The following is a 25,256-nucleotide window of genomic DNA, read 5'->3' as shown; positions in this document are numbered from 1 at the left end:
AAATCGCTCTCAATTTTAACTCACATCCCATTCTTCATGAAAAATTCAGGTCAAAGTGGGAAAATACCTCCAACAAAGGGGGGATTCTATGCAGTGGAAAAGCATAGGAACATTTGTGAGAAAGAAGCAGAACACGGTGCTCTGTGCGGCGCTGGCGGGCATGATGCTGATGTCCAGCGGCTTCACGATGAACGGCTTGCCGAAGAATATGCACCGCGTGAGTGTGCATGTCGATGGAGAGACGATCAACGACATGACGGTGCAGACGCAGCCTAACGATATTTTTGCAAAACTTGGCGTTACGCTCGGCGAGAAGGACACCTACGAGGTGCAGGAGAGCAAGGATCCGCCGCGTACGGACATCTCCGTACGGCGCGCCGTGCCCGTCACCATCTCCTTCTGGGGCGATACGCAGCAGGTTATGACGAGCGGACATACCGTCGGCGACGTTGTGGCAGAGTATGGCTACAATATGAACGAGGTTGATGTGAACCCCGGTGTTGATACACCAGTCACCGCAAACCTTGCAATACAGCTCACAGAGAATGAGCAGGCGGCGGAGCAGCGGCGCGCGCGTGAGCGCGAGGCCGAACGCGTAAGTCGGGGGATTCCCCGCTATCGTGCAGCCTATACAATGCACGCATCCGCCTATCTCCCGAGTGACGGGGGCGGCAGCGGCATTACGGCGACCGGCATGGCGGCGCGCCGCGGTGTTGTCGCCGTCGATCCGAACGTCATTCCGCTCGGCTCGCGGCTCTATATCCCGGGCTACGGCGAGGCAATCGCTGCGGATACGGGCGGGGCGATCGTCGGCAACACGATTGACCTCTGCATGGAGAGCTATGACGAGGCAATCCAGTTCGGCCGGCGCTCGGTTGAGGTCTACGTCCTCGAGTAACAAAAGAGAGAATCACTGTGGAATTATTCACACAGTGATTCTTTTTTATTGACAAGAAGTGCTTTCAGTGGTACTATTCTATCGTACCATAAAAATTACATATAGAAATTGGATCAAGTGCAGAGGTTTTGCTGTGCAAAGCCTTAATGCTTCATAGGGAATCCGGTAGGGAGAGTATGATCTCATAAGCCGGAGCGGTCACGCCACTGTAACAGTGAGCAAATTCGCACGCCAGCGCGAGCCGGCAGTCACTGGGGAAGCCCCCCGGGAAGATGCGAAGGAGCGATGAACTGGAGCCAGGAGACCTGCTTGATTAACAATCACCGATTGACCTGCGAGTGATGGGGATGGAGATTTTGCGGATTCGTTCGCTTGATATAAAGTTTGGCGCAGCCGCGACCAAACGACACGAGAACTGAGTGACGATACCGAAAAAGACCCATTCTGCTGCTGCGGGATGGGCTTTTTCTATGCAAGGCTCGATTCCCTGCGCGATCCTGCGGAGATCTGTGCGCACGTATGGGAACATGCGCAGAGATTTCCCCGGGATGAAGGAGCATTGCTCCTTGGGGAAACATTGCTCATCTTTTCAGTTCTCGTTTTTCCCTCGTGATGGGGGAACGCTCTGAGGGTGGAAGCTCAGGGCGATTTTTTTTAGGGTTAGCAATCGTGTGCAAAACTTGCATTGGTTGCTTTATCATAATGTCAGTTTATCCATTGAACTGACAGAGCCTTCCCGGAATAAATTAAAGGAGGACGTACTATGCCGGAAGAAAAAGAGCGGTCGAGCGACGAGGAACTTCAGAAGCTTCTGAAGAAATCGGCGGATGTCGAGGATTTCCCCGATGTTCCGCTCGATGAATTCACGCCGCCCACGGATGAGGAGTGGAAAGCCGCCTGTGAGGCACTCCTGAAGGGCGCGCCGTTCGAAAAGAAGATGTTCACGAAGACCTATGAGGGGATCACCTTTGACCCCATGTATACGCGAAAGCATACGGAGGACATCCTGCCGAAGGGAGTTATGCCCGGCATGGGGGACTATCTGCGCGGCGTGGATGCGGCGGGCTACATCGGCAAGCCGTGGGGCATCGCGCAGGCGTGTGACGAGACGCTCCCGGCGGAGAACAACGAGCTCCTGCGCCATGAGAACGACAAGGGCGCAACGATCTACCACATTGTGCTCGATACGGCGTCGCGCGCCGGTGTGGATGCGCGTCAGGCGGAGAAGGTCGGCGACACAGGGACGAGTGTGACGACGGTCGAGGACATGCACGTGCTCCTCACGGGACTTGACCTCGCGAAATTCCCACTCTATGTCTATGCGGGTGCAAATGCCGTGCCCCTTCTCGCGCTCGTGGCGGCGGCACGCCGCGCGGCGGGCGAGGCTGTGGGGAAACTGCACGGCATCATCGGATCCGACCCCATCGGCGCACTTGTGACGGACGGGAAGCTCTCCGCCTCCCTTGAGGCGCACTATGACAGTCTCGCGGCGGCGGCACGCTGGGCGGTGAAGAACGCGCCGCGTCTGCGGACGGTGTTTGTGCGCAGCGATGTCTACAGCAGCGGCGGCGCAAACGATGTGCAGGAGGTTGCGACGTGTCTTGCGACGGCGACGGCATATCTGCGTGCACTGTGCGAACGTGGGCTTACGATTGACGAGGCAGCGTCGCAGATTGCATTTTGTTTCTCCATGGGTGCGAACTTCTTCCTGCAGATCGCGAAACTGCGCGCCGTACGTCCGCTCTGGGCACAGATTGTAAAGGCGTTCGGCGGCAGTGCGGAGGCACAGAAGATGCACATCCATGCACGCCCGGCACTCTTCTTCAAGACCATCTACGATCCCTACGTCAATATGCTCCGCAACACGACGGAGATCTTCTCGGGCGTTGTCGGCGGCATCGACTCCTTCGAGAGTGCGCCGTTTGATGAACCCATCCGCAAGGGCGATGAGTTTTCGCGCCGCATTGCGCGCAACGTCCAGATCATGCTCCAGGAGGAATTCGGTCTCCTGCAGCCGATCGACCCCGCGGGCGGTTCGTGGGCGGTTGAGACGCTGACGCGCCAGATGAAGGAAAAAATCTGGGGGGCGTTCCAAGGTATCGAGAAAGAGGGCGGCATCGCTGCGGCACTGCGTGCAGGAACGGTTCAGGAGGGCATCGCGAAGGTGCTCGCCGACCGCTTTAAGAATGCCGATCTGCGCCGCGACCGCATTGTCGGCAACAATATGTATCCGAACATGACAGAGACGCTGCTCGAGACACGCGCCGAGGATACGGCAGCGCTCAAGGCACAGCGCACGAAAGATATCGAAGCATATCTCTCCGACATCGACACAAAGCACCGCGACGAGGCCCTTGCGGCGTTCAAGGCAGATGGTTCCGTTCAGAATGCTGTTGAGGCGGCGCTTGCGGGAGCGACGATTGCCGAGCTGATGGCGGCGCTCACAGCAGGGAAAGGTGCGGAGACGGTCGCGGCGATTGCACCGCACCGCTGGAGCGAACGCTTTGAGGCGCTGCGCCGGCGTACAGAGGACTATAAGGCGGCGAAGGACGACAATGTGAAGATCTTCCTCGCGAACATGGGCCCCATCCCGCAGCACAAGGCGCGTGCGGATTTTACCACAGGCTTCCTGCAGGTTGGTGCATTCGAGGTACTCGGCAACGACGGCTTTAAGACCGTTGATGAGGCAGCGGAGGCGGCGCGTGCAAGCGGTGCGGATGCCGTCGTCATCTGCTCCACGGATGCGACCTATCCCGAGATCGTCCCTGCCCTCGCGCCAAAGCTCCACAAGGTGCTGCCGCAGGCACGTGTTTTTCTCGCGGGCGCCGCGCCGAAGGATCTGCTTGAGACGTACAAGGAAGCGGGCATTGACGAATATATCTCCGTCCGCGCGAACTGCTATGAGATCCTCGAGGGTCTCCAGAAACAGAAAGGGATGATTGCGTAATGGCAGGCTTTACGAACCCGGATTTCACGGGCATGAGCCTCGGCGAAAGCCCGTCCGCAGACTCCAAGGAATGGCGCGCCCTTTTCGAAGGCGGTACGGGACGGACGTTTGAGGCACTCACACACAAGACGATGGAGCGCATCCCCGTGAAACCGTTCTACGATCACGATGTCTATGCGCACATGAACCACCTCGACTTTGCGAGCGGGATTCCGCCCTGCCTGCGCGGGCCCTACTCCACGATGTACGTGTTCCGCCCGTGGACGGTGCGCCAGTACGCGGGGTTCTCGACGGCCGAGGAGTCGAACGCCTTCTATCGGCGCAACCTCGCCGCCGGGCAGAAGGGACTCTCGATCGCATTTGACCTCCCGACGCACCGCGGCTATGATGCGGACAATCCGCGCGTGGTCGGCGACGTGGGCAAGGCAGGCGTCTCGGTCTGCTCCATGCTGGACATGAACATCCTGTTCTCGGGCATTCCGCTCGACCAGATGTCCGTTTCCATGACAATGAACGGCGCAGTGCTGCCGATCCTCGCGTTCTTCATCGTTTCGGGCGAAGAACAGGGCGTCGATAAGAAGATTATGGCGGGCACGATCCAGAACGACATCCTGAAAGAGTTTATGGTGCGCAATACCTACATCTACCCGCCCGAGATGTCCATGCGCATCATCGGCGATATCTTCGAGTACACGACGAAGTATATGCCGAAGTTCAACAGCATCTCCATCTCCGGCTACCACATGCAGGAGGCCGGTGCGCCGGCGGACATCGAGCTCGGCTACACGCTCGCGGACGGTCTCGAGTACATCCGCACAGGCATCAAGGCGGGGCTCGCCGTCGACGACTTCGCAAAGCGTCTCTCATTCTTCTGGGCGATCGGCAAGAACTACTTTATGGAGGTTGCCAAGATGCGTGCGGCGCGCGTTCTCTGGGCGAAGATTGTCAAGTCCTTCGGCGCGAAGAACGACAAATCGATGGCGCTCCGCACGCACAGCCAGACCTCGGGATGGTCGCTCACAGCGCAGGATCCGTTCAACAATATCGCGCGCACGGCGATGGAGGCGATGGGGGCGGCACTCGGGCATACACAGTCGCTCCATACGAACGCGCTCGATGAGGCGATCGCCCTGCCGACGGACTTCTCGGCACGCATCGCACGCAACACGCAGCTTTACATTCAGGACGAGACGAGCGTCTGCAAGATCATCGACCCGTGGGGCGGCTCCTACTACGTCGAGTCACTCACAAACGAGATCATTCGCCGTGCTTGGGCACACATCCAGGAGGTCGAGTCCCTCGGCGGCATGGCAAAGGCGATCTCGACGGGACTGCCGAAGATGCGCATCGAGGAGGCGGCGGCACGCCGTCAGGCGCAGATCGACTCTGGACTGGAGAGCATTGTCGGTGTGAACAAATACCGTCTCGAAAAGGAAGACCCCCTGCAGATCCTCGCGATCGACAATACAGCGGTGCGCCAGGCACAGGTGGAACGTCTCGAAAAACTGCGCGCAGAGCGCAACGCAGACGACGTGCGCCGCTGCCTTGAGGGCATTACGAAGGCGGCAGAGAGCCGCGACAACGGCAACCTCCTCGAGGCGGCCGTCGATGCAGCCCGCGCCCGCGCCTCGCTCGGCGAGATCTCCGATGCGGTGGAGAAGGTCTCCGGACGCTTCCAGGCGGTCATTCATACGATCTCTGGCGTTTACTCCTCCGAGTTTACGGACAAGACCGAGCTTGACCGCGCCCGTGAGATGGCGGACGAGTTCGAGGAACTCACGGGTCGCCGTCCGCGTATCTTCGTCGCGAAGATGGGACAGGACGGACACGACCGCGGGCAGAAAGTCATCGCATCCTCCTTCGCCGACATGGGCTGGGACGTCGATGTGGGGCCGCTGTTCCAGACGCCCGCCGAGACGGCGCAGGACGCGGTCGACAACGACGTGCACATGGTCGGGTTCAGCTCCCTCGCAGCGGGACACAACACGCTCCTGCCGCAGCTCGTCGATGAACTGAAGAAGCTCGGCCGTGACGACATCATGGTCTGCATCGGCGGCGTCATCCCCGTGCAGGACTATGACAACCTCTACGAGCACGGCGCAGTCGCGATCTTCGCACCGGGCACGAACATCCCCGAGGCGGGCATCAAACTCCTGACACTTCTCATCGCACGCGCGAAGGAAGAGGCTGCGGGCTGAGGAAATAAATAAAACGCCCCTTCCACCGCTTGCGCGGTCCCCCTCCCCCGCCCCGTGCGGGGGAGGCTTTGAATTACGGGATATTAGCTTCCCCCGTCGCTACGGGGGAAGTGGCGAGCGAAGCGAGCCGATAGGGGCGCCTCCAATACCATAGAAGGAGGCTTTATGAGCGAAAAATATACAACGGAACGGCCCGATTGGGTACCCGAGGACGCCGATGCGAAGTTTACGACGAGCGTCATGGGCGGCATCGAGGGGATCAAGGATCTGACCGTCGGCAACATCAATCCGAAATTGCTGAACGGGACAGGGATGTCCCACCGCAAACTTGTCCTCAGTGAAGATGACTATGTTGAGGGCGTGGCCCGCGGCGACCGCATGACGCTCTCTCGTGCGATCACCCTCATCGAGAGCAACAGCAGCAAGCACTTCAAGCGTGCCCAGCGCGTGCTTCAGCGCCTGCTGCCGAAGACGGGCAATGCTCTGCGCATCGGCATCACGGGCGTGCCGGGGGCAGGCAAGTCCACGATGATCGAGGCGTTCGGCAATATGCTCTGCGATGCGGGACACCGTGTCGCTGTGCTCACCGTTGATCCCACAAGTTCTGTCACGAAGGGCTCGATCCTCGGCGACAAGACACGTATGGGAACCCTCTCGCGCCGTCCCGAGGCGTTCATCCGCCCCTCTCCTGCAGGCGGCACACTCGGCGGCGTCGCGCGCAAGAGCCGTGAAACCATGCTGCTCTGTGAGGCGGCAGGCTATGATGTCATCATCATCGAGACGGTCGGTGTCGGGCAGTCCGAGACGACCGTGCGCTCGATGGTGGATTTCTTCCTGCTCGTTGTGCTGACGGGCGCGGGCGATGAACTGCAGGGCATCAAGAAGGGCATCATGGAGCTTGCGGACGCGATCGTCATCAACAAGGCGGACGGCGACAATTTGGTGAAAGCAAAGGTCGCGCGCGGGCAGTACGAGCGCATGATCGAGTTTATCCGCCCCGCGACGCCGGGCTGGGAGACGCACGCCTATCTTGCCTCCGCGATCGAGAAGACAGGACTTGCCGAGCTCTGGGAGATCATCCGCATCTTCCGTGAGAAGACCACGAAGAGCGGCGTGTGGAAGAAGCGGCGCGACGGGCAGCTGCTCGACTGGATGAACAGCATGATCGACGAGCATCTGCACAACCTGTTCTTCGACGATGCCGTTGTGCGCGGGCGTATGCCCGAGGTAAAGGATGCAGTCCTCTCGGGCGGCATCTCACCGACCCAGGCAGTTGCGGAGCTGCTCAGTGTATTCGATGTGCACCGTGCGGCGGGACGGCAGGTCGACCTCTTTACGAATTGAGGAGGTGTACCCATGACGAAACGCATCTGTCTTTCGGGTGCGGATATGTATGAGCTCGAGGAGGTGTTTCGCGGACGGCGCGGCATCGTCTCCGTCCGCACGGGCTACATCAACGCTGCGCCGCAGACCGTGCACGAGGATGCGCTGACGGGCGTGTCGGGCGGACGCATGGGCGTTGAGATCGTTTACGATCCCAAAAAGACGGACATCTCACAGCTGCTCGATCTGCATTTTTCCGTCGTTACGCCGTACAGCATCGACGGGCAGGGCTATGTGCGCGGCCCTATGTACCGCGCGGGCATCTTTTACGAGAGCGCAGAGGACGAGCCGCAGATCGCGCTCTACCTCACCTTTCTCACGGGAAAGGGGCGCTGCCCCGCGACGGGGGAGCACCTGACGCTCAATGACCCAAACAGCAGTGCGGCAGCACGGCGTGTTATGCACGCAACGATGGAGCGGCTGACCTCTTTCCAGCCGGCAGCGGACGAGCATCAAGGCTATCTCACGCGGCATCCGGAGGAAAAGACCTACATTGATCTCGTCCGCCTGCGTGAACTTGTCAAATTGTGAATGTGTCTGCTGCATGAAGCGAAAACTTCGTGCAGCAGACCTTTTTTAAATAATAGATAATTTTCATGGCTCTCCCGAATGTCTTATGCTATAATTCATAGTATCAAATACACGTTCAGAGGCTTGCAGCGTGCGATGGAGTTTCGCGCTGCACAGCAAGGGGGAGACGGGGATGAGCATACGCACGAAACTGCAGTTGATTCTGGTTTTGCTGCTTGTCTTCATTGTCGGATTGGTCGGTCTGAACTTCTTTACGTTCAATGAACTCAAGGGGGACGCGCCCGCGGTCAACGCTTCCGGCTCGCTGCGGATGCGCGCCTATCAGCTCTCGTGGGGGGCAGCACGGCTCGTGTCGGCAGATGAGGGCGACGCACAGACGCTGCGCGCGGCGATGCAGAAGAATCTGGAGGACTACGATCGTATTCTGAAGGGGTTGGAGCAGGGCGATGCGGCGATGGGGCTGACGGCACCCACGGATGAGACAGTGCAGCGGCAGCTCGGCGTTGTGAAGCCGCTGTGGGAGGCGTACCGTGCTGATATCCGTGCCGCTGCCGAGGGAACGGACGAGGAGGCGCGCCGCGCCGCAGAGGCAAAGGCCGCAAAAGAGGTTGCGCCCTTTGTGGCGGAGGTCAACAAGCTGGTCGCTGCCTACGATGCCGCCGGACAGGCGAAGATCGAGAGGTCCAAGGACATCCAGCTCGGCGTGATTCTGCTTGCTGTTCTCGTGGCGGGCGGTGCACTCTGGCTGATTCTTACACAGATTCTGCGTCCGCTGGCGGCGCTGACGGACTCGTTTCACGGCATTTCCGAGGGCGAGGGGGATCTGACGCAGCAGCTTCACGCAGAGCGCGATGATGAAATCGGACGGATCGTCCTCTACTTCAACACCTTCATCGGGAAACTGCGTACGATCATACGCGGTGCACAGGAGAGTGCAGCGGAGGTCGCACAGCTCTCCGGTGCACTTTCACAGGCAAGCGGTGAGAGCAGTAAGGCCGTCGAAGTGGTCGCCGGCTCCGTCACCGATGTCGCAGGGCGGGCGAATGAACAGAATGCTGATATGCAGGCCCTCGCGGACCATGTGGCACAGATCGCAGAGCACATGGCGCAGATGCTCGCAGCCGCTGAACGCTCTGCCGCACTCTCGGCGGATTCTGAGGAAAAGGCAGCGGATGGCCGGGACGGTGCGGCACGTGTCGCATCACAGACCGATGGCCTGCGCGATATTGTCATGGCGATGGATCGGAATGTGCAGACGCTCACACAGTACGCGGAGGACATCAATCAGATCATCGAGCTCATTAAGGGCATCTCGGAGCAGACGAATCTGCTCGCGCTCAACGCCGCGATCGAAGCTGCACGTGCAGGGGAGAGCGGACGTGGTTTTGCTGTCGTCGCGGAGGAGGTGCGCAAGCTCGCTGAGAGCTCGAGCCTTGCGGCGGACGATGTCACGAAGAAGATGACCGGCATTCGTCAGCAGGTGCATGAGACGCACAGTGCAAATCAAGAACTGGTCGGTGATCTCGAGAAGATCACGGAGGCGGTCGCTGCGGTGCGTGCCTCACTGAATGCCATTGCCGCGAGTTCCGAGGAGAGCCGCCGCGCGGCGGCTGAAATCGTGCAGCTGAATCAGACGGCATCGGCAGGCGCACAGAACGTCGCGCATACGTCGGGGAATGTCGCGTCAGCGGCAAAACAGATTGCGGGACTCACCGAGGACTCGGCGGCTGCCATCGAGGAGCAGAGCGCGACCATGGAGCAGGTCGTCACTGCCGCAGAGCACTTGTCGGGTCTGTCGGCGAAGCTGGACGGCCTCGTCGGAAAGTTCAAGACCTGAGAAAATATCCAAAATAAATCCGTGTGAATACATTGTAGTTCACACGGATTTATTGGATGGGGTATTGCACAGGCTACATTCTACGATATAATACAAGAGAGGAATTTTTTGAAACGAGAGGAAAAAATGTCAATCCATAATAAATTACGAATCACGCTTGTTGCCCTCTTCGTATTCATCGTCGGGCTGGTCGGGCTGAACTTTGCCACCTTTGCCCAGCTGGACGGAGACGCTCCCGCCGTCAATGCCTCCGGCTCGCTGCGCATGCGTGCCTATCAGCTTGCATGGCTCTCGGCACGTATGGTCTCCGCCGATGCAGCGGAGGCAGCGGAGCTTCGCCGCACGATGATGGCACAGATCGAGATGTATGACCGCATCCTTGCGGGGCTGCGCAGGGGAGATGCCGAACTCGGACTCCGACCGGCGACGGACGAGGCTCTCAAAGAGCAGCTGCGCACGCTGCAGCCCCTCTGGGAGGAGTACCGCACGCATGTATTTGCTGTCGCGGGGGCTGTGGGGACGGAGGAGAAGTACGAGACAAATGCCGTCGTCGCCGCCGAGGTCGAGGACTATGTGACCGAGGTGGACAAGCTCGTTTCAGCGTATGACAATGCCAGTCAGGCAAAGATCAGCGTTTCCAAGAAAATCGGTGTGGGTGTGATTGTCCTTGCGTTCCTTATCTTTGCCGTGTCCTCCTACTGCATCATCATGGAGGTACTGCGGCCGATTGCGGCACTGACTGCATCGTTTCGCGAGGTCGCGGGCAAGGAGGCGGATCTCACCCAGCAGCTCACCACCAGACGATTTGACGAGATCGGGCGCATTGTGCAGTCCTTCAACACCTTTGTCAGCGAGCTGCGCCGGATCATGCAGCGTGCGCAGACTTGCGCAGCCGAGGTCGCGGGGCTGTCGGATACGATGTGGCGGGCGAGTGTTGAGAACAGCAAGGCAGTCGAGTACAATGCGCTTGCCATCACCCATGTTGCCGCGCACACCAGCGAGCAGGATGAGAATGTCCAGATGCTCGCATCGAGTGTGACCAGCATCTCTGCACATCTGGAGGAGATGCAGGTACTTGCACAGGCGGAGAACGTGAACCGTACGGCGCTCCTCACCTCTATTGAAGCGGTACGCGCCTGCGCACAGGTCGCAGCAGTGGCATCGGAGGAGGTCGCCAAGGCCTCACATGAGATCGCGGGACATACAACGGATGCGGCGGCCGCAATCGAGCAGGAAACCGCCTCTCTCGATGCCTTTGCCGCAACGGCCGAGCATCTCAAGGGCCACGCTGCCGAGCTGGATGAGCTGGTTGGCAAGTTCAAGGTGTAGCACGGTGGATTCTTGCCTCGCATGGAGCAATGCCGTACCATAGGATCGGGATTTGGATGGGTATGAAATAGGAGGTATACCATGGAGGTCAAGGCAGATCTTGCGCAGGATGTGTTCAAGGATGCGGGGGAGAGCGTCATTTTTGTCATGCTCTCGTTGAAGCGTGAGGACATCGAGAAGGAACGGGAGATCATCGCCGATATGGCGGACCGCATCAGTGCGATTCAGCGATCGATGAACATCCGCGTTGCACCGGAGACGGTGAAGCTCACCTTCGGCTTCAGCAACCGCGCGTGGGAATATCTCTTTCCCAAGGCGAAGAAGCCGAAGGAACTCGAGGACTTCAAGGGGGTGGACGGTGAGCACCACACGGCGCCCGCAACACCTGCCGATCTTTTCCTGCACGTACGTGCAGATGAGGCATCGACGACCTACCTTGTCGTCGATCAGATCATGGGTTTTCTGCGCCCCATCGTGGATGTGGTGGATGAGACGCACGGCTTTCACTATCGCGAAGGACGCGCGATCATTGATTTCATCGACGGAACGGAAAATCCCGTCGGTGAGGAGGCAAAGGAGTGGGCGATCATCGGCGCGGAGGATCCGGAGTTCATCAACGGCTCCTATGCCTTCGCGCAGAAATACGTCCACGACCTTGACGCGTGGCGGGCACTGCCGACGGAGGTACAGGAAAAATACGTCGGACGCCGCAAGTACAGCGATCTCGAGCTCTCCGATGAGGAGAAGGATCCGCGCGCACACAATATCATCTCGCAGGACAACCGCGACGACGAGGAGCACAAGATCGTCCGTATGAATGTCGTCTATGCGAATCCGGGCGAAGGCGTGCGCGGCACTTACTTTATCGGCTATGCACGCCATTGGGCTGTGACGCGGCAGATGCTCACCAATATGTTTACGCAGGACGATCGCCTGCTTGAGTACTCGACGGCACTGAAGGGACAGCTCTTCTTCATCCCGTCGAAGGAGCTCATGGGGCGCATCGCCGAGGGAGAGCTGTTCTAAAACGCAAAATACCGCCGTGCCGAGGATCTCGGTGCGGCGGTATTTTCTATGCCGTTATTCTTTGATCGGTTTTTTGAGCATCGACAGGATGACAGCACCGACGAGGGCGCCGATGATGATGCTCACGAGGTACATGAGCGGGTTGCCGATGGTCGGGACGACGAAGATGCCGCCGTGCGGGGCGCGCAGGGTGCAGTCAAAGACCATGGTGAGTGCGCCCGCGAGTGCCGAGCCGACGACCATCGAGGGGATGACGCGCACAGGGTCTGCCGCCGCGAAGGGGATTGCACCCTCCGTGATGAAGGAGAGCCCCATGACGTAGTTCGTGATGCCCGCCTTGCGCTGGCTCTCGGTGAAGCGGTTCTTAAAGAGGGTGGTGGCGAGGGCAATCGCGAGCGGCGGAACCATGCCGCCGGCCATGACTGCTGCCATGACGTGATACTCGCCCGAGGCGAGGAGCCCCGTGCCCGTGACATACGCCGCCTTGTTGATCGGGCCGCCCATGTCGATCGCCATCATGCCGCCGACGACGATGCCCATAAAGACGCGCGCCGAGGGATCCATGCTGCCGAGCGTCGCGACCATCCATGTGTTGATGGCGGCGACGGGCGGCGTGATGATGAAGAGGGTGATAAAGCCGATGATGAGGATGCCGAAGAACGGGTAGAGCAGGACGGGCTTGATGCCATCGAGTGCGGCGGGAAGTCCCGCGAAGCCCTTCTTCAGCAGGTTGACGGCGTAGCCGCCGATGAAGCCCGCGAGGAGCGCGCCGAGGAAGCCCGTGCCGTGCGCGCCCGCGAGTGCACCGCCGACGAAGCCGACGGCAAGGCCGGGGCGGTCAGCGATGGACATGGCGATGAAGCCCGCGAGAACGGGGAGCATGAAGCCGAACGATGCGCCGCCGACATCCATGAAGAATTTGGCGAGCGGGGTGTTCGAGCCGAAATGCGACGGGTCAATCGTGTAGTCGTCAAAGAGGAAGGCGAGGGCGATGAGGATGCCGCCGCCGACGACGAACGGGAGCATGTGCGAGACGCCGTTCATGAGGTGCTTGTAGATCTGGCGCCCGAGGCTTTCCTCCTCGGATGCATCCGCCCCCTCTGCCGTATCCGCACCGCTCGCGTGATAGACGGGCGCAGAGCCCGCGAGAGCACGGTCGATGAGCTCATCTGCCTTATTGATGCCGTCCGCAACCTTCGTGATGACGACGCGGTGTCCGTCAAAGCGCGACATGGCGACGTTCTTGTCCGCCGCGACGATGATGCCGTCGGCAGCGGCGATCTCCTCCGGTGTGAGGACGTTCTTCACGCCCGCCGAGCCGTTCGTCTCGACCTTGATGGAGATGCCGCGTTTCTTCGCGTGCTGTTCCAGGCTCTCCGCCGCCATAAAGGTGTGCGCGATGCCCGTGGGGCAGGCGGTGACGGCGAGGATCTGGATGTGGTCGGCGGCAGGTGCGCTCTCCGTGCTCTCCTCTGCCGCGTTCGGTGCGGTGAAGGTGCCGTTTTCCTTCGCATCGATGAGGCCGCGGAATTCCTCGACGGTCTTGGCGGCGATGAGTGCTTCCTTGAAGTCGGGATCCATAATCATGGTCGCAAGGCTGGAGAGAATGGTGAGGTGCTCGTCGTTTGCGCCGTTCGGTGCGGCAATCATGAAGAAGAGGCGGCTCGGATTGCCGTCCATCGCGGCAAAGTCCATGCCGTCGGGGATGGTCATGGCGGCGAGCCCTGCTGCCTTTACGCCGTCGCTCTTGGCGTGCGGGGTTGCAATGCCGTCGCCGAGGCCCGTCGTGCCGCTCGCCTCACGTGCGAGTACGTCCTTGACATACTGTTCCTTGTCACTGAGGTTTCCGCCCTTTTCCATGCAGTCCGCGAGCAGACGGATAGCTGCCTCTTTGGAGGCGGGGGCGGAGACGCCGAGGGCAATGCTCTCGGGCTTCAAAAGGTCGTTGATATGCAAAGGGAAAACCCTCCTTTTTTATTGTGTTGTATGTGCTGTGCAATACTCCTCGCAGAACATTCATGTTGTTTGGAGTGGCGTGCAGTCCTTTAGCAAACCCTAGTGGAGCAAGCGGCACAGAGTGTGCGACCCGCCCCCTGCGGATTTTAATCGTTCAAGCGCAGCGCGTTTGGAATCCGCAGGTATTTTGGCGGACGAGCACACGACCGCTTGCGTAACGAGGGTTCTGCGTAGGACGCACGCCACATGGACTGCACAGGTGCGATGGGGGTGGATTCATTTGCGTAGGAAGCACGCCACCATTACCTCACTCGATGGTTTTCAGCAGCGCGAGAGCCTCCTCGCGTGTGGCGAGGTTCGGCGAGAATGCCGAGGCGGAGCCGGTCGCAACGCCCATGTAGAAGGCGCGCTCGTAGTCGCCGTCCGACTCCATATAGCCCGCGAGGAAGCCTGCGACCATAGAGTCGCCCGCGCCGACGGAGTTGACGAGGGTGCCCTTCGGCGCGGCAGAGCGATAGAATACGCCTTCCTCTGTGAGAAGGATAGCGCCGTCGCCCGCCATGGAGATGAGGACGTTCGTCGCACCCTCGTCCTGCAGGCGTTTTGCGTGTTCGATGATCTCGTCGTCTGTTTTCAGCGTCACGCCGAACATCTCGCCAAGCTCGTGATTGTTTGGCTTGATAAGGAACGGGTGATACTTCAGCACACGCCGCAGAAGGTTCTTCGTCGCATCCACGACAATGCGGATGCCGCGCCCGTCGAGGTGTTCCATGATGCGTTCATAGATATCGTCGGGCAGGGTATTCGGAATTGACCCTGCGAGGACGAGGGTGTCACCGTGTGAGAGACGATCGAGCTTTTCAAACAGCGCGCGCTGCGCTTCGGGCGGAATCTTCGGCCCCTGCCCGTTGATCTCCGTCTCGCGCTCCGCCTTGATCTTGACGTTGATGCGCGAGAATCCCTCGTCGAGGCGCACAAAGTCCTCCGTCACGCCGAACGAGCGAAGCTGCTGCTGCATTGCCGTGCCGGTGAATCCCGCGAGGAAGCCGAGTGCCGTCGCGTCGTGTCCGAGATTTTTCAGCACGATGGTGACGTTGATCCCCTTGCCCCCCGGCAGGATCTGCTCATAGTTCACGCGGTTGATCTCGCCCGGCGTGAACTGCTCCAATCGGACGATGTAGTCAATCGACGGATTGAAGGTGACTGTGTAAATCATATATATCCCTCCTGTCCCATTACAGATGAATCTCTTTCCGATATTGCCATCATATAATGCAGGTATAGTAAAGTCAAGAAAACCGTTCTCATAGCGGTGGACTTGTCAGCGGATTTTCTTTCCTCTATAATAGAATAGAGAAGTACAGCGTTTTTGGGGAATGGGAGGACGTATGAACGAAATCGTAGACAGCAGTACTGAGCAGGTGCTCGTGGAGGCACAGGAAAAGCCGGCACCGACGCCGCACCCCAAGAAGGCAGCTCCAAAGGGGGCATTTTTCTACATCAAAAAGTGCCTGCGGCTCATTATCGGCGCGTTCATCACTGCCGTAGGACTCGATCTTTTCCTCATCCCGAACAATGTCATCGACGGCGGTGTTGTGGGTCTGTCGATCATGTCGCAGACCATCACGGGCATGAGTCTCGGTGTGTTTCTCGTACTCTATAATATTCCCTTTGTCTTTATGGGGTATAAGCAGATCGGCAAGAGTTTTGCCCTGTCGACGGTCTTTGCCATCATCATGCTCTCAATCTGGTCGGGCGTGCTTCACGACGTACCGCAGGTGACGAATGACCCGTTCCTCGCTGCGATCTTCGGCGGCGTGGTGACGGGGCTCGGCGTCGGCATCGTCATGCGTACGGGAGGCTGCTTCGACGGGACAGAGATCGTCGCGATCATCATGGATGCGCGGACGCAGTTCTCCGTCGGCGAGGTGGTTATGTTCATCAACCTCTTTATCCTCTCCTCGGCAGGACTCCTCTACGGCTGGGACAAGGCGATGTACTCCCTCTTTGCCTACTTCGTCATCGCAAAGATGATCGACGTCGTGCTGAAGGGTCTCGATGAGTCGTATGCCGTCATGATCGTCACGAACGAGCACGAGGAGGTCACCGCCGCCCTCAATGAGCGGCTCGGACGCGGTGTGACGCTGCTCCACGGGGCTGGCGGCTACACGGGCGAGGCGAAGGAAGTCCTCTACTGCGTGGTGACGCGCCTCGAGCTGGACAAGCTGAAGGAAATCGTCCTCGACAAGGACGAGCGCGCCTTTGTGACCATCAATGCCGTGCATGACATCGTGGGTGGACGGTTCAAGAAAAAGGCGATTCACTAAGGATTCCCCAAAGCCTCCCTCGTACACGCGGGGGAGGGGGCCGCGAAGCGGGGGAAGGGGCATCGTCTGCAATGTATCCGTGCTTTCTTGGGGGAGATTGATCGGTGATGAAACAATTTCTCAGATATACGGCTCTGCTGAGCTTCTTTCTTCTGCTCCTGCCCACGGCACCTGCGCTTGGCGCTGCGCGCATCGCACAGCTGCCGCTCGTGGTGGAGGGCGGTGCAGGGGATGTCGATGCGGAGACGGTGGATGCGCTCGAGGAGATGGTCGCGCGCGATCTCCACATGCCGCTGAACGATACGATGGGCTGGCTCACCTACGTCGATGACCGTGCGCTGATGGATGCGTATGATAGTGCCTGTGGGCAGTATGCCACGCGGCGCGGCTATGACTATCCTGCCGTCCTGCGTGCGACGGCAGATGCCGTGGAGGCAGACCTCGTCGTTCTGCCGATCCTCACGACCTACTATGAGGAGATATATTACACGAGTATCTTCTATGAGGAGAATTTTCTGCACAGCGGTGCCGCCGTCCGCCTACTCGTCTATGACCGCGCAACGGGGGAGATCATTGACCGCCGCGATGCGCGCTCATACGCGGATGAGGATCAGCCGAGCGGCAGGGCGTATGTCCTCGCGGGCGAGGTGATGCGTAACGTCCTCGCCGCGGCTAATCTCCGTGCACACCTGCGCGACCTGCGCGAGACGGCGCGAGGGGTATCATACCACAAAAAGGGGCTGTTGCACGAAACAAACGTGCAGCAGCCTCAATTTTGTGCAAAAAACACAGAAGCCGGTGTTTTCAAACACCGGCTTCTAGCGTAAAATATGAGTATGCAACAAATTTTACATAAGGATTATACATCCTACGGAGCACATTTCAACCCAGCCTCCCCCTCAACTTTGAATTTCAAATCAAGAAAGACGATCCCGTTCGTCTCCTGCTCCACTGCATCCATCAGATGGATCTTACGCCACTTTACAGGAGCTTTCGACGTGCCGAGCGGAATCTCGTATCACCGCATCAGCTGCTTGCCATCCTCATCTACGCATACATGAATCAAATCTACAGTTCCCGCCGCATCGAGGAGGTATGCCTAAGGGACATCCACTTCATGTATCTGCTCGAAGGACGACCCGCCCCCGATCACACAACCATTGCCCGTTTTCGCAGGGATCACTTTGCCCCCTGCGCCAAGGAGATTCTGTCACAAATGGCGAAGTTTCTTGCATCCGTTGGAGTCATCTCGTTTGAGAACCTCTTTGTTGACGGCACAAAGATTGAAGCAGTTGCGGGCAAGTACACCTTCGTCTGGAAAAAAGGCGTTGCAAAGAACCGTACCAAACTCATGGAGAAACTCTACGCCTTTCTTGCCGGCGTAGAAAAAGAGTTCGGTATCCACCTGCGCCGTGGCTCTGAGATTCGCCTGCACCATCTGAAACGTCTGCGCCGACGTTTGAAACGCATCCAAAGAGAGCAAAACATCATCTTCGTTTACGGGCGTGGAAAACGAAAGACCGTGCTTCAGCGTACCATGGAGACACTGGACTCTTACATCAGCCGTCTGAAGGACTACACAAAGAAGCTGCACATCTGCGGGGATCGCAACAGCTTTTCCAAGACAGATTATGAAGCAACCTTCATGCGGATGAAAGAAGATGCAATGAAGAACGGACAGTTAAAGCCGGCATATAATCTGCAATATGGAGTGGAGGCATCCTTTATCGTATGGGCGGGTGTTTACCCGAACCCGACAGATACACAGACACTCATCCCTTTTTTGGAAGATTTTCATGCACACATCGGAAAAAGGAGTCGGAAACTCATCGCTGATGCAGGATATGAGAGTGAGGAGAACTACCTGTATTTGAGGGAAAAGGGACAGGCCTCCTACATCAAGCCGAACAACTACGAAGTGAGCAAGAAGCGCAAATGGAAGCAGGATATTGGGCGGCGGGAGAACATGAACTACCTTGTGGCGGAGGATGTCTACCAGTGCGCCGAGGGACGGCGGCTCGTTGTGACGAGGACGCGCAGGACAAAGAGTGCGAGCGGGTATGTGAGCGAAAAGACCATCTACACGTGTACGGACTGCAACGGCTGCGAAAGAAAGAAGCAGTGCATCCATGGCAACCACAGCAAGATACCAATGGAGGAACGAACCAAGAGATTGGAGGTTGCCAAGGTCTTTCAACGAGAGCGTGCAAAGAACCTTGCACGGATCAAGAGCACGGAGGGCATCGTCCTGCGGATGAACCGCAGCATCCAGGCAGAGGGTGTCTTTGCACAGATCAAGGGAGCCTTTGGATTTCGCCGCTTTCTTACGAGAGGGCGTGCGAATGTCTTGGGTGAGACCATTCTGCTGGCACTGGCACACAACGTCTTCAAACTGCACCAGAAGATACAGAGCGAGACGTTGGAGCGGCATCTGGTACCATTGAGAGAAGCGGCATAAGAAGATGTCGGAAAGAAACCAATCAGGGCACACGAATAAGGGCGAGCATTGCAATCGTCCGTATTCGTGTGCCCTATTTCTGTAGGGGGGCAAGTTTTCGTTACCGTTGTTTCGCCGATCTGCCCCTATACGAAAAGATGGACTGTTGCACAAAGATAAATTTACCTTCATGCAACAGTCCCTTTTTTGAGCGATAATTATGTACCATTCTGCAGCTTTGGATAGAGCCGCTCTGCGTTCTCCGTCGTATAGCGTGCGACGTCCTCGATGGTCTCACCGCGGATCTCGGCGATCTTGGTGGCGATATGCGTGACATAGGCGGGCTCGTTGCGCTTGCCGCGCAGGGGGACGGGAGCGAGGTAGGGGCAGTCCGTCTCGACGAGGAGTTTGTCTGCCGGAGCCTCGCGTACGATGTCGGGCAGCTTCGCCGCGTTCTTGTACGTGAGCGGCCCGTCGATGCCGATGCAGAAGCCCATCTTCCAGAGTTCGCGCGCCATCTCGAGACTGCCCGAGTAGCAGTGGAGGACGCCCGTGAGCCCCGCACCCTCGGAGCGCAGCATGGCGAGCGTGTCACCGTGCGCCTCACGGTCATGGATGCAGACGGGAAGTCCCGCCTCGCGTGCGAGGTCAAGCTGCGCTGCAAAGAGGTCACGCTGCAGCGCGCGGCGTGATGCGTCCTTTTCCCAGTAGTAGTCGAGTCCGATCTCGCCGATGGCGACGACCTTCGGATGCTGGGCCCATGTGAGGAGCTGACGGCGCATCTCGTCCGTCAGCACACACGCGCTCTCGGGATGGATGCCGACGGCGGCGTAGAGTGTGGGATGTTCCTCCGCATCCTGCACCACCTGTGCGGATGCTGCCATCGTATCGCCCATGCTGATAATCTTCGCTACGCCTGCCTCACGCGCGCGTGCGATCACGTCGATGCGGTCATCGTCGAATTTTTCATCGTAGAGGTGGGCGTGCGTGTCGATGAGCGTCATGCCTTCTCGACCTCGATGCGCGGGAAGAGCTGCTCTGCCGTGCCGACCGTATGTCCGTCAGGTGTCGTGCCCCATGCGGCGATGTCCGCCAGCTGTACGGCGTCAAAGTCCACATGGAATCCGAGCTGCTCGTGGATGCGGCGTGCCGTCGTCGGCATGAACGGCGTGATGAGGACGCTGACGATGTGCAGCGTCTCGACGAGGTGATAGAGCACCGCGTCAAGCTCTGCCGTCTTCGCCTCGTCCTTGGCGAGCGTCCACGGCGCGGTCTCGTCGATGTACTTGTTCGTGCGCGAGATCAGTGTCCAGACGGTCTTTACTGCGGCGGAGAGTTCCAGCGCGTCCATCTGCTCCGTATAGTCGCGCACCGTCGCCGCCGTCATCGTTTCGAGTGCCGCGTCGAAGTCCGTGCGCCCTTCACCCTTCGAGATAACGTCCTTCCGATATTTTTTTGCCATGGAGAGCGTACGGTGAAGCAGGTTGCCGAGATCGTTCGCGAGATCGGAGTTGATGCGTCCGATGAGTGCATCGCGCGAGATGTTGCCGTCCTGTCCGAGTGCGATCTCGCGCAGGAGAAAGTAGCGGATGGCGTCCGCGCCGAACTCCTCGATGAGGGCGACGGGGTCGACGACGTTGCCGACCGACTTCGACATCTTGGCGCCGTTGACGATGAGCCAGCCGTGCCCGTAGACTTTCTTCGGCAGGTCAAGTCCGAGCGCCATGAGCATACAGCCCCAGATGATCGTGTGAAAGCGCACGATTTCCTTGCCGACGAGATGCACGTCCGCCGGCCAGTATTTATGGAACATTTCCTTGTCGTGGAGATAGCCGATCGGCGTGAGATAGTTCGTCAGTGCGTCGAACCAGACGTAGACGACGTGCTTCGGGTCAAACGGCACGGGGATGCCCCAGTCGAACGAGGTGCGCGAGACGCACAGATCCTCCAGCCCCTGCTCGATGAAGGCGATCATCTCGTTGCGGCGTGAGACGGGCTGGATGAAGTCGGGATGCTCGTTGATGTAGGCGAGCAGACGATCCGCATACTTGCTCATGCGGAAGAAGTACGCCTCCTCGGAGACCTCCTGCACGGGGCGGTGGCAGTCGGGGCAGCAGCCGTTCTCGTCGAGCTGCAGCTTCGTCCAGTAGCTCTCGCACGGCGTGCAGTAGAGTCCCTTGTACTCACCCTTGTAGATATCGCCCTGATCGTAGATGCGCTGGAAGATGTCCTGCACGAGCTCATAGTGGCGCGGCTGGGTCGTACGGATGAAGTCATCGTAGGAAATGCCGAGCAGCCGCCACAGCTCCTGAAAGCTCGCGACAATGCGGTCGACGTACTGGATGGGCGTGATGCCCTCCTTCTCTGCTGCCTGCTGGATCTTCTGCCCGTGCTCATCCGAGCCGGTCAGGAAGAACACATCGAAGCCCGCGAGCCGCTTGTAGCGCGCAATGGTATCCGCAACCGTCGTGCAGTAGGCGTGACCGATGTGGAGCTTCGCGCTCGGGTAGTAGATGGGGGTGGTGATGTAAAATGGAGTCTTTTCGCTCATAAATCATGCCTCGTTTCGATATAATTTCCTATATATAGTAGCACAGAGTGTGTGGGGTGACAACTGCGGCGGTGTTCATATATAGAGAGAACTGTATTGGTATGGTCAAGCGGGGGTGTTTTTTACCGCGTGAATGACCTTGTCTGCAATCGCCCGATACACGGCCCAACCGCGAGGATAGTGATTGCACTCACAGCAGACACAGCCAATAAACCCTGCCAACTCATCAAGAGCAGGGGTATCCCGCCACGGGGGACATGCCTCCAGCCGCTTGCAGATCAAGTGAACCTCATGCTCATATTCGTCCAGCGGCGCAGACGGAAACAAATGCAGGGGGTCCCATTCGTCTATGACCTTTTTCACGGCGAGAAAGGTCTCCAACTGCGGTATTGATGCGCTCAAATACAGATTCATGTATCGCATAGCTTCTCCCCCAGTACTGCCTGATATACCTCCCTGCGCGAGATGCCGAGTTCCTGCGCGGTGCGGCGCATGGCTTCCTTCTTGTCGAGGCCTGCGGCGATATGTGCTGCATAGTGCTCTATGAGGGACATCTCCTCCCCATCATCCGCAGCGACATTCTCATCTGCGCCCGCGACGACGATCACGAACTCGCCACGCGGCTCGTTCTCCCGGTAGTAGTCTGAGAGCTCGCCGAGCGGCGCACGGCGGAACTCTTCGAACTTCTTCGTCAGTTCGCGTGCGGCGCACGCCTGCCGCTCCCTTCCAAGGCACTCTGTGAGAGCGTCAAGCGTTTCACGCAGACGATGCGGTGCCTCGTAGAAGATGAGCGTCTCGGGGTAGGCGGCGACGCGTGCCAGCACCTCGCGCCGTTTCTTTTCCTTGCGCGGGAGAAAGCCGACGAAGGTGAATCCTTCGAGCGGAAGTCCCGCGCAGATGAGCGCGGAGAGTGCGGCGTTCGCCCCCGGCAGCGGGGTGACGGGAATGCCTGCGGCGACGGCGCGTCGTGCAAGATCGCCGCCGGGGTCGGCGATGCCGGGAAGTCCCGCATCGCTGACGCAGACGATGGTCTCCCCTGCCTGCATCCGTGCGATGAGTTCGGGGCCCTTGGCATCCTTGTTGTGCTCATGGTAGCTGGTCATGGGCGTATGGATGTCGTAGTGCGCGAGGAGTCCGCGCGTATGGCGCGTGTCCTCGGCGGCGATGAGATCCGCCGTGCGCAGCATCTCAACGGCGCGGTAGGTGATGTCGCCGAGGTTGCCGATGGGCGTTGCACAGAGATAGAGCCGTCCGTTTTCGTTCACTGCTGTTCCTCCATTTTGTCATTCCTACCCTGTTTTATACGGGACGGATGCACTATTGTCAAGGAAAACCAAAAGAAAACCGGGGGAAATCGTCATGTCCTTAAAATTTCGATTATATTTTGCTGTTTTCGCTTTTAATTCTTCCTGCATTCATATATAGTATAGGCATTAAGGAATCGCTGATAAATTCGGCACAGCCATCTTGACGCATCTTTTTCGCCCGCACTTCGGCGGAAAATCCTCCACAGAGCACCACTCTGCGTCCGGTTTTCCACCTTGTTCGGACAAAAAATCTACGCCAATCTGGCAGACCTCATTTTATCAGCGATTCCTTAAAGACATCAATCAGGGAAATGATGTGAGGTGTTTCAGATGGAAGAGAAGACACATGTCCTCATCGTGGAGGATGAGACGCGAATTGCCCGTTTTTTGCAGATGGAATTAGAGCACGAGGGCTTTACGGCCGAGATCGAGGGGAACGGTACGCGTGCCTATGAGCGCATCATTCAGGAGAATTTCGACATTATCCTGCTCGATGTGATGTTGCCCGGCATGGACGGGATCGAGATTTGCCGCCGTGTGCGCACGGTGTCAAACGTGCCCATCATCATGTTGACGGCGCGCGATGCGGTGGAGGACAGGGTCGAGGGACTCGACATCGGTGCGGACGACTACATCACGAAGCCGTTTGCCGTGCCTGAGCTGATCGCACGCATCCGCAACGCGCTCCGCCGCCGCGATATCTCGACGGACGATGCATCCGACCGCCTGACGGTGAAAAATCTCATCATGTTCCTCTCGCGCTATGAGGTGCAGGTGGATGGGGAGACGGTCGCGCTTACAAAGCGCGAGTATGACCTCCTGGAGTATCTCCTGCGCAACAAGCGTACAGTGCTGACCCGCGATCAAATTCTGCAGGAGGTATGGGGCTTCGACTACACGGGCGAGACCAACGTCGTCGATGTCTACATTCGCTATCTGCGCGCCAAGCTGGATGACCGCTTCCATAAGAAGTACATTTATACGGTGCGGGGCGTCGGCTATGTGGTGCGCGATTAGGAGACGACTGTCGGACTGGGCTGACCGCTGTCTCTATATCCGCATCTCAACCAAGATCACGTTGATGTATGCCGCCATCCTCTTTTTCGTGCTTATTCTTTCTACGACGATTCTGGGGATGGGCGCATACATCTTTTTTTATCGGCAGGCAGAGGTCGATCTCGACCGCAGTATCCGTCATGTGATGAACAACATCGAGAGCGGAAATGCGGCCGAAGCGAAGTTCTGGTTTGAGGGACCCGTGATCCCCGGCGTGATCGTGCGGATAACGGATGATGCGGGGCGCGTTGTTCTCGATACGGATCCGCACTTTCCGTCGAATGCGGCGATCGAGCAGGGCCGAGTGCAGACGCCGTTCTGGGCAGACCCCGAGATGGAGGTCTCCGAGTTCCGCAACGGCTCAGTCTATCATGCCCAGCGTACGATCGAGTACGGCGGCACCACCTATCGGATTCATTTTTTTCGCACGATTACGACGGAAAAGGATTTTTTCTACTCGCTGCAGCGGCTGCTCTTCTATACCGTTGCGATCTGCTTTGTGCTCGCGCTCATCGCAGGGCATTTCATCAGTCGGCGCATTCTGACACCGATTCGCGCGATCACGCGGACGGCGGGCAGCATCGAGGTGGAGCGCCTCGGACAGCGTCTCACGATCCCGCGCGCGCGCGATGAGCTCTCGGAGCTGGCGCGTACGTTCAACCGAATGCTTGAGCGTCTGCAGGAGGGCTTTGTCCAGCAGCAGAGGTTTGTCTCGGATGCCTCCCATGAGCTGCGCACGCCGCTGACGGTCATCCTCGGATACTCCGACATGCTCTCGCGCTGGGGGCGTGAGGATAAGGAGATCCTCGAGGAGGGCATCACGGCGATCCGCTCTGAGGCGGAGAATATGCAGCAGCTCATCGAAAAGCTGCTCTTCCTCGCGCGTGCCGACCAGAAGCGTCAGGCAGTGCACAAGGAGACGGTGCTTCTTGCGGAGATTCTCTCGGATACGATGGAAAAGATGCAGATGGTGACGAGCTCGCACGAGGTGGTTCTGGACAGGAACGACGAAGCGGTGGTCAGCGCCGATCCCGTTCTCCTGCGTCAGCTCTTCCGCATCTTCCTCGAAAACAGCAGAAAGTACACGCCTGCCGGAGGTCACATCCGTGCGTCGTCCATCATGGCAGCGGACGGCAAATCCGTCACGGTGACGCTCTCGGACGACGGCATCGGTATCGCGCCGGAACATCAGGCGCATATCTTCGAGCGGTTCTACCGCGTGGACTCCTCGCGTACGAAGGAGACGGGCGGCTCTGGGCTGGGTCTCTCGATCGCCCGATGGATCGCCGAGCAGCATGGCATCCGCATCGCGGTGAAGAGCGCAGAGGGGCAGGGGACTGCCATCTCCCTTGTGATGCCGACACTTAAATCATAGTGTATACTGAAAAGGCGTCGCCCATGGGCGGCGCCTTTGTGATACAATAAGAGCAAGAAATCACGGATAATACGCATGGAAAAGAAAGGACGGATTGC

At 58.6% G+C, this 25,256-nt stretch carries 19 protein-coding genes and 1 riboswitch; of the genes, 13 read left to right on the top strand and 6 right to left on the bottom strand.

Annotated elements, in window-relative coordinates:
- Window positions 1-88: 88 nt before the first annotated feature.
- From ADJ74_RS02810 to ADJ74_RS02775, 8 genes are all read left to right on the top strand, one after another.
- On the top strand, window positions 89-898 hold the full coding sequence (locus ADJ74_RS02810; RefSeq protein ID WP_009753791.1) for a G5 and 3D domain-containing protein: 810 nt from the start codon (window positions 89-91) through the stop codon (window positions 896-898).
- Between the two features lie 98 nt (window positions 899-996).
- Window positions 997-1,226: riboswitch (cobalamin riboswitch) on the top strand.
- A gap of 435 nt (window positions 1,227-1,661) precedes the next feature.
- A complete protein-coding gene (locus ADJ74_RS02805; protein ID WP_050341703.1) occupies window positions 1,662-3,845 on the top strand; it encodes a methylmalonyl-CoA mutase family protein in 2,184 nt (727 codons plus the stop codon).
- Window positions 3,845-6,043 (top strand): methylmalonyl-CoA mutase, encoded by a 2,199-nt coding sequence (gene scpA, locus ADJ74_RS02800; protein WP_006690341.1) that lies wholly within the window; start codon window positions 3,845-3,847, stop codon window positions 6,041-6,043. Before ADJ74_RS02805 ends, scpA begins: the two co-directional genes overlap by 1 nt.
- Window positions 6,044-6,208: 165 nt before the next feature.
- On the top strand, window positions 6,209-7,387 hold the full coding sequence (meaB, locus tag ADJ74_RS02795) for a methylmalonyl Co-A mutase-associated GTPase MeaB (RefSeq protein WP_050341702.1): 1,179 nt from the start codon (window positions 6,209-6,211) through the stop codon (window positions 7,385-7,387).
- 12 nt (window positions 7,388-7,399) lie between these two features.
- Window positions 7,400-7,957, top strand: coding sequence for a peptide-methionine (S)-S-oxide reductase (locus tag ADJ74_RS02790; protein ID WP_050341701.1), 558 nt, complete (start codon window positions 7,400-7,402; stop codon window positions 7,955-7,957).
- A 172-nt stretch (window positions 7,958-8,129) separates the two neighbouring features.
- A complete protein-coding gene (locus ADJ74_RS02785; RefSeq protein WP_050341699.1) occupies window positions 8,130-9,794 on the top strand; it encodes a methyl-accepting chemotaxis protein in 1,665 nt (554 codons plus the stop codon).
- Window positions 9,795-9,920: 126 nt separating this feature from the next.
- Window positions 9,921-11,123, top strand: coding sequence for a methyl-accepting chemotaxis protein (locus tag ADJ74_RS02780; RefSeq protein WP_050341698.1), 1,203 nt, complete (start codon window positions 9,921-9,923; stop codon window positions 11,121-11,123).
- Window positions 11,124-11,204: 81 nt separating this feature from the next.
- A complete protein-coding gene (locus ADJ74_RS02775; protein WP_050341696.1) occupies window positions 11,205-12,149 on the top strand; it encodes a Dyp-type peroxidase in 945 nt (314 codons plus the stop codon).
- 54 nt (window positions 12,150-12,203) lie between these two features.
- Here ADJ74_RS02775 and ADJ74_RS02770 read toward each other — a convergent pair whose 3' ends face one another.
- Window positions 12,204-14,105, bottom strand: coding sequence for a fructose-specific PTS transporter subunit EIIC (locus ADJ74_RS02770; protein WP_050341695.1), 1,902 nt, complete (start codon window positions 14,103-14,105; stop codon window positions 12,204-12,206).
- A 307-nt stretch (window positions 14,106-14,412) separates the two neighbouring features.
- Window positions 14,413-15,321 (bottom strand): 1-phosphofructokinase, encoded by a 909-nt coding sequence (pfkB, locus tag ADJ74_RS02765; RefSeq protein ID WP_050341693.1) that lies wholly within the window; start codon window positions 15,319-15,321, stop codon window positions 14,413-14,415.
- A gap of 172 nt (window positions 15,322-15,493) precedes the next feature.
- Here pfkB and ADJ74_RS02760 point away from each other — a divergent pair, with 172 nt between their 5' ends.
- From ADJ74_RS02760 to ADJ74_RS02750, 3 genes are all read left to right on the top strand, one after another.
- Window positions 15,494-16,432 carry a YitT family protein gene (locus tag ADJ74_RS02760; RefSeq protein WP_050341692.1) on the top strand — a complete coding sequence of 313 codons (939 nt, stop codon included), beginning with the start codon at window positions 15,494-15,496 and terminating at the stop codon, window positions 16,430-16,432.
- A 104-nt stretch (window positions 16,433-16,536) separates the two neighbouring features.
- On the top strand, window positions 16,537-17,259 hold the full coding sequence (locus ADJ74_RS02755; RefSeq protein ID WP_157040578.1) for a hypothetical protein: 723 nt from the start codon (window positions 16,537-16,539) through the stop codon (window positions 17,257-17,259).
- Window positions 17,260-17,396: 137 nt separating this feature from the next.
- Window positions 17,397-18,890 carry an IS1182 family transposase gene (locus ADJ74_RS02750; RefSeq protein ID WP_050341688.1) on the top strand — a complete coding sequence of 498 codons (1,494 nt, stop codon included), beginning with the start codon at window positions 17,397-17,399 and terminating at the stop codon, window positions 18,888-18,890.
- Window positions 18,891-19,087: 197 nt separating this feature from the next.
- On the opposite strand, the gene ADJ74_RS02745 is transcribed toward ADJ74_RS02750, so the two are convergent.
- The 4 genes from ADJ74_RS02745 to rsmI form a co-directional block, all read right to left on the bottom strand.
- Entirely contained in the window at window positions 19,088-19,873 is a 786-nt protein-coding gene (locus ADJ74_RS02745; RefSeq protein ID WP_050341685.1) for a TatD family hydrolase, read from the bottom strand.
- Entirely contained in the window at window positions 19,870-21,420 is a 1,551-nt protein-coding gene (metG, locus tag ADJ74_RS02740; RefSeq protein WP_050341683.1) for a methionine--tRNA ligase, read from the bottom strand. Before metG ends, ADJ74_RS02745 begins: the two co-directional genes overlap by 4 nt.
- 105 nt (window positions 21,421-21,525) lie before the next feature.
- On the bottom strand, window positions 21,526-21,834 hold the full coding sequence (locus ADJ74_RS02735; RefSeq protein ID WP_050344178.1) for a hypothetical protein: 309 nt from the start codon (window positions 21,832-21,834) through the stop codon (window positions 21,526-21,528).
- Window positions 21,831-22,685, bottom strand: a complete 855-nt coding sequence (rsmI, locus tag ADJ74_RS02730; protein WP_050341682.1) for a 16S rRNA (cytidine(1402)-2'-O)-methyltransferase — start codon at window positions 22,683-22,685, stop codon at window positions 21,831-21,833. Before rsmI ends, ADJ74_RS02735 begins: the two co-directional genes overlap by 4 nt.
- A 372-nt stretch (window positions 22,686-23,057) precedes the next feature.
- Between rsmI and ADJ74_RS02725 the strand changes: the two genes are divergently transcribed.
- Together ADJ74_RS02725 and ADJ74_RS02720 are read left to right on the top strand one after the other, a co-directional pair.
- On the top strand, window positions 23,058-23,744 hold the full coding sequence (locus ADJ74_RS02725) for a response regulator transcription factor (RefSeq protein WP_009753811.1): 687 nt from the start codon (window positions 23,058-23,060) through the stop codon (window positions 23,742-23,744).
- Window positions 23,728-25,158 (top strand): cell wall metabolism sensor histidine kinase WalK, encoded by a 1,431-nt coding sequence (locus tag ADJ74_RS02720; RefSeq protein WP_050341680.1) that lies wholly within the window; start codon window positions 23,728-23,730, stop codon window positions 25,156-25,158. Before ADJ74_RS02725 ends, ADJ74_RS02720 begins: the two co-directional genes overlap by 17 nt.
- Window positions 25,159-25,256 lie beyond the last annotated feature (98 nt).

The sequence above is a fragment of the Selenomonas sp. oral taxon 478 genome, from assembly GCF_001189555.1.
Classification (GTDB): domain Bacteria; phylum Bacillota; class Negativicutes; order Selenomonadales; family Selenomonadaceae; genus Centipeda; species Centipeda felix.
The sequence above is the reverse complement of the archived record's forward strand: the minus strand, read 5'-3'. Positions and strand labels throughout refer to the sequence as shown.

What these genes read in the sequence shown, in the direction of transcription:
- scpA (WP_006690341.1), top strand. Translation starts at nt 3,845, where the DNA reads ATGGCAGGCTTTACGAACCCGGATTTCACGGGCATGAGCCTCGGCGAA.
- ADJ74_RS02810 (WP_009753791.1), top strand. Translation starts at nt 89, where the DNA reads ATGCAGTGGAAAAGCATAGGAACATTTGTGAGAAAGAAGCAGAACACG.
- metG (WP_050341683.1), bottom strand. Translation starts at nt 21,420, where the DNA reads ATGAGCGAAAAGACTCCATTTTACATCACCACCCCCATCTACTACCCG.
- ADJ74_RS02775 (WP_050341696.1), top strand. Translation starts at nt 11,205, where the DNA reads ATGGAGGTCAAGGCAGATCTTGCGCAGGATGTGTTCAAGGATGCGGGG.
- pfkB (WP_050341693.1), bottom strand. Translation starts at nt 15,321, where the DNA reads ATGATTTACACAGTCACCTTCAATCCGTCGATTGACTACATCGTCCGA.
- ADJ74_RS02750 (WP_050341688.1), top strand. Translation starts at nt 17,397, where the DNA reads ATGGATCTTACGCCACTTTACAGGAGCTTTCGACGTGCCGAGCGGAAT.
- ADJ74_RS02720 (WP_050341680.1), top strand. Translation starts at nt 23,728, where the DNA reads ATGTGGTGCGCGATTAGGAGACGACTGTCGGACTGGGCTGACCGCTGT.
- ADJ74_RS02780 (WP_050341698.1), top strand. Translation starts at nt 9,921, where the DNA reads ATGTCAATCCATAATAAATTACGAATCACGCTTGTTGCCCTCTTCGTA.
- ADJ74_RS02745 (WP_050341685.1), bottom strand. Translation starts at nt 19,873, where the DNA reads ATGACGCTCATCGACACGCACGCCCACCTCTACGATGAAAAATTCGAC.
- ADJ74_RS02785 (WP_050341699.1), top strand. Translation starts at nt 8,130, where the DNA reads ATGAGCATACGCACGAAACTGCAGTTGATTCTGGTTTTGCTGCTTGTC.
- ADJ74_RS02725 (WP_009753811.1), top strand. Translation starts at nt 23,058, where the DNA reads ATGGAAGAGAAGACACATGTCCTCATCGTGGAGGATGAGACGCGAATT.
- ADJ74_RS02760 (WP_050341692.1), top strand. Translation starts at nt 15,494, where the DNA reads ATGAACGAAATCGTAGACAGCAGTACTGAGCAGGTGCTCGTGGAGGCA.
- ADJ74_RS02735 (WP_050344178.1), bottom strand. Translation starts at nt 21,834, where the DNA reads ATGAATCTGTATTTGAGCGCATCAATACCGCAGTTGGAGACCTTTCTC.
- meaB (WP_050341702.1), top strand. Translation starts at nt 6,209, where the DNA reads ATGAGCGAAAAATATACAACGGAACGGCCCGATTGGGTACCCGAGGAC.
- ADJ74_RS02805 (WP_050341703.1), top strand. Translation starts at nt 1,662, where the DNA reads ATGCCGGAAGAAAAAGAGCGGTCGAGCGACGAGGAACTTCAGAAGCTT.
- ADJ74_RS02790 (WP_050341701.1), top strand. Translation starts at nt 7,400, where the DNA reads ATGACGAAACGCATCTGTCTTTCGGGTGCGGATATGTATGAGCTCGAG.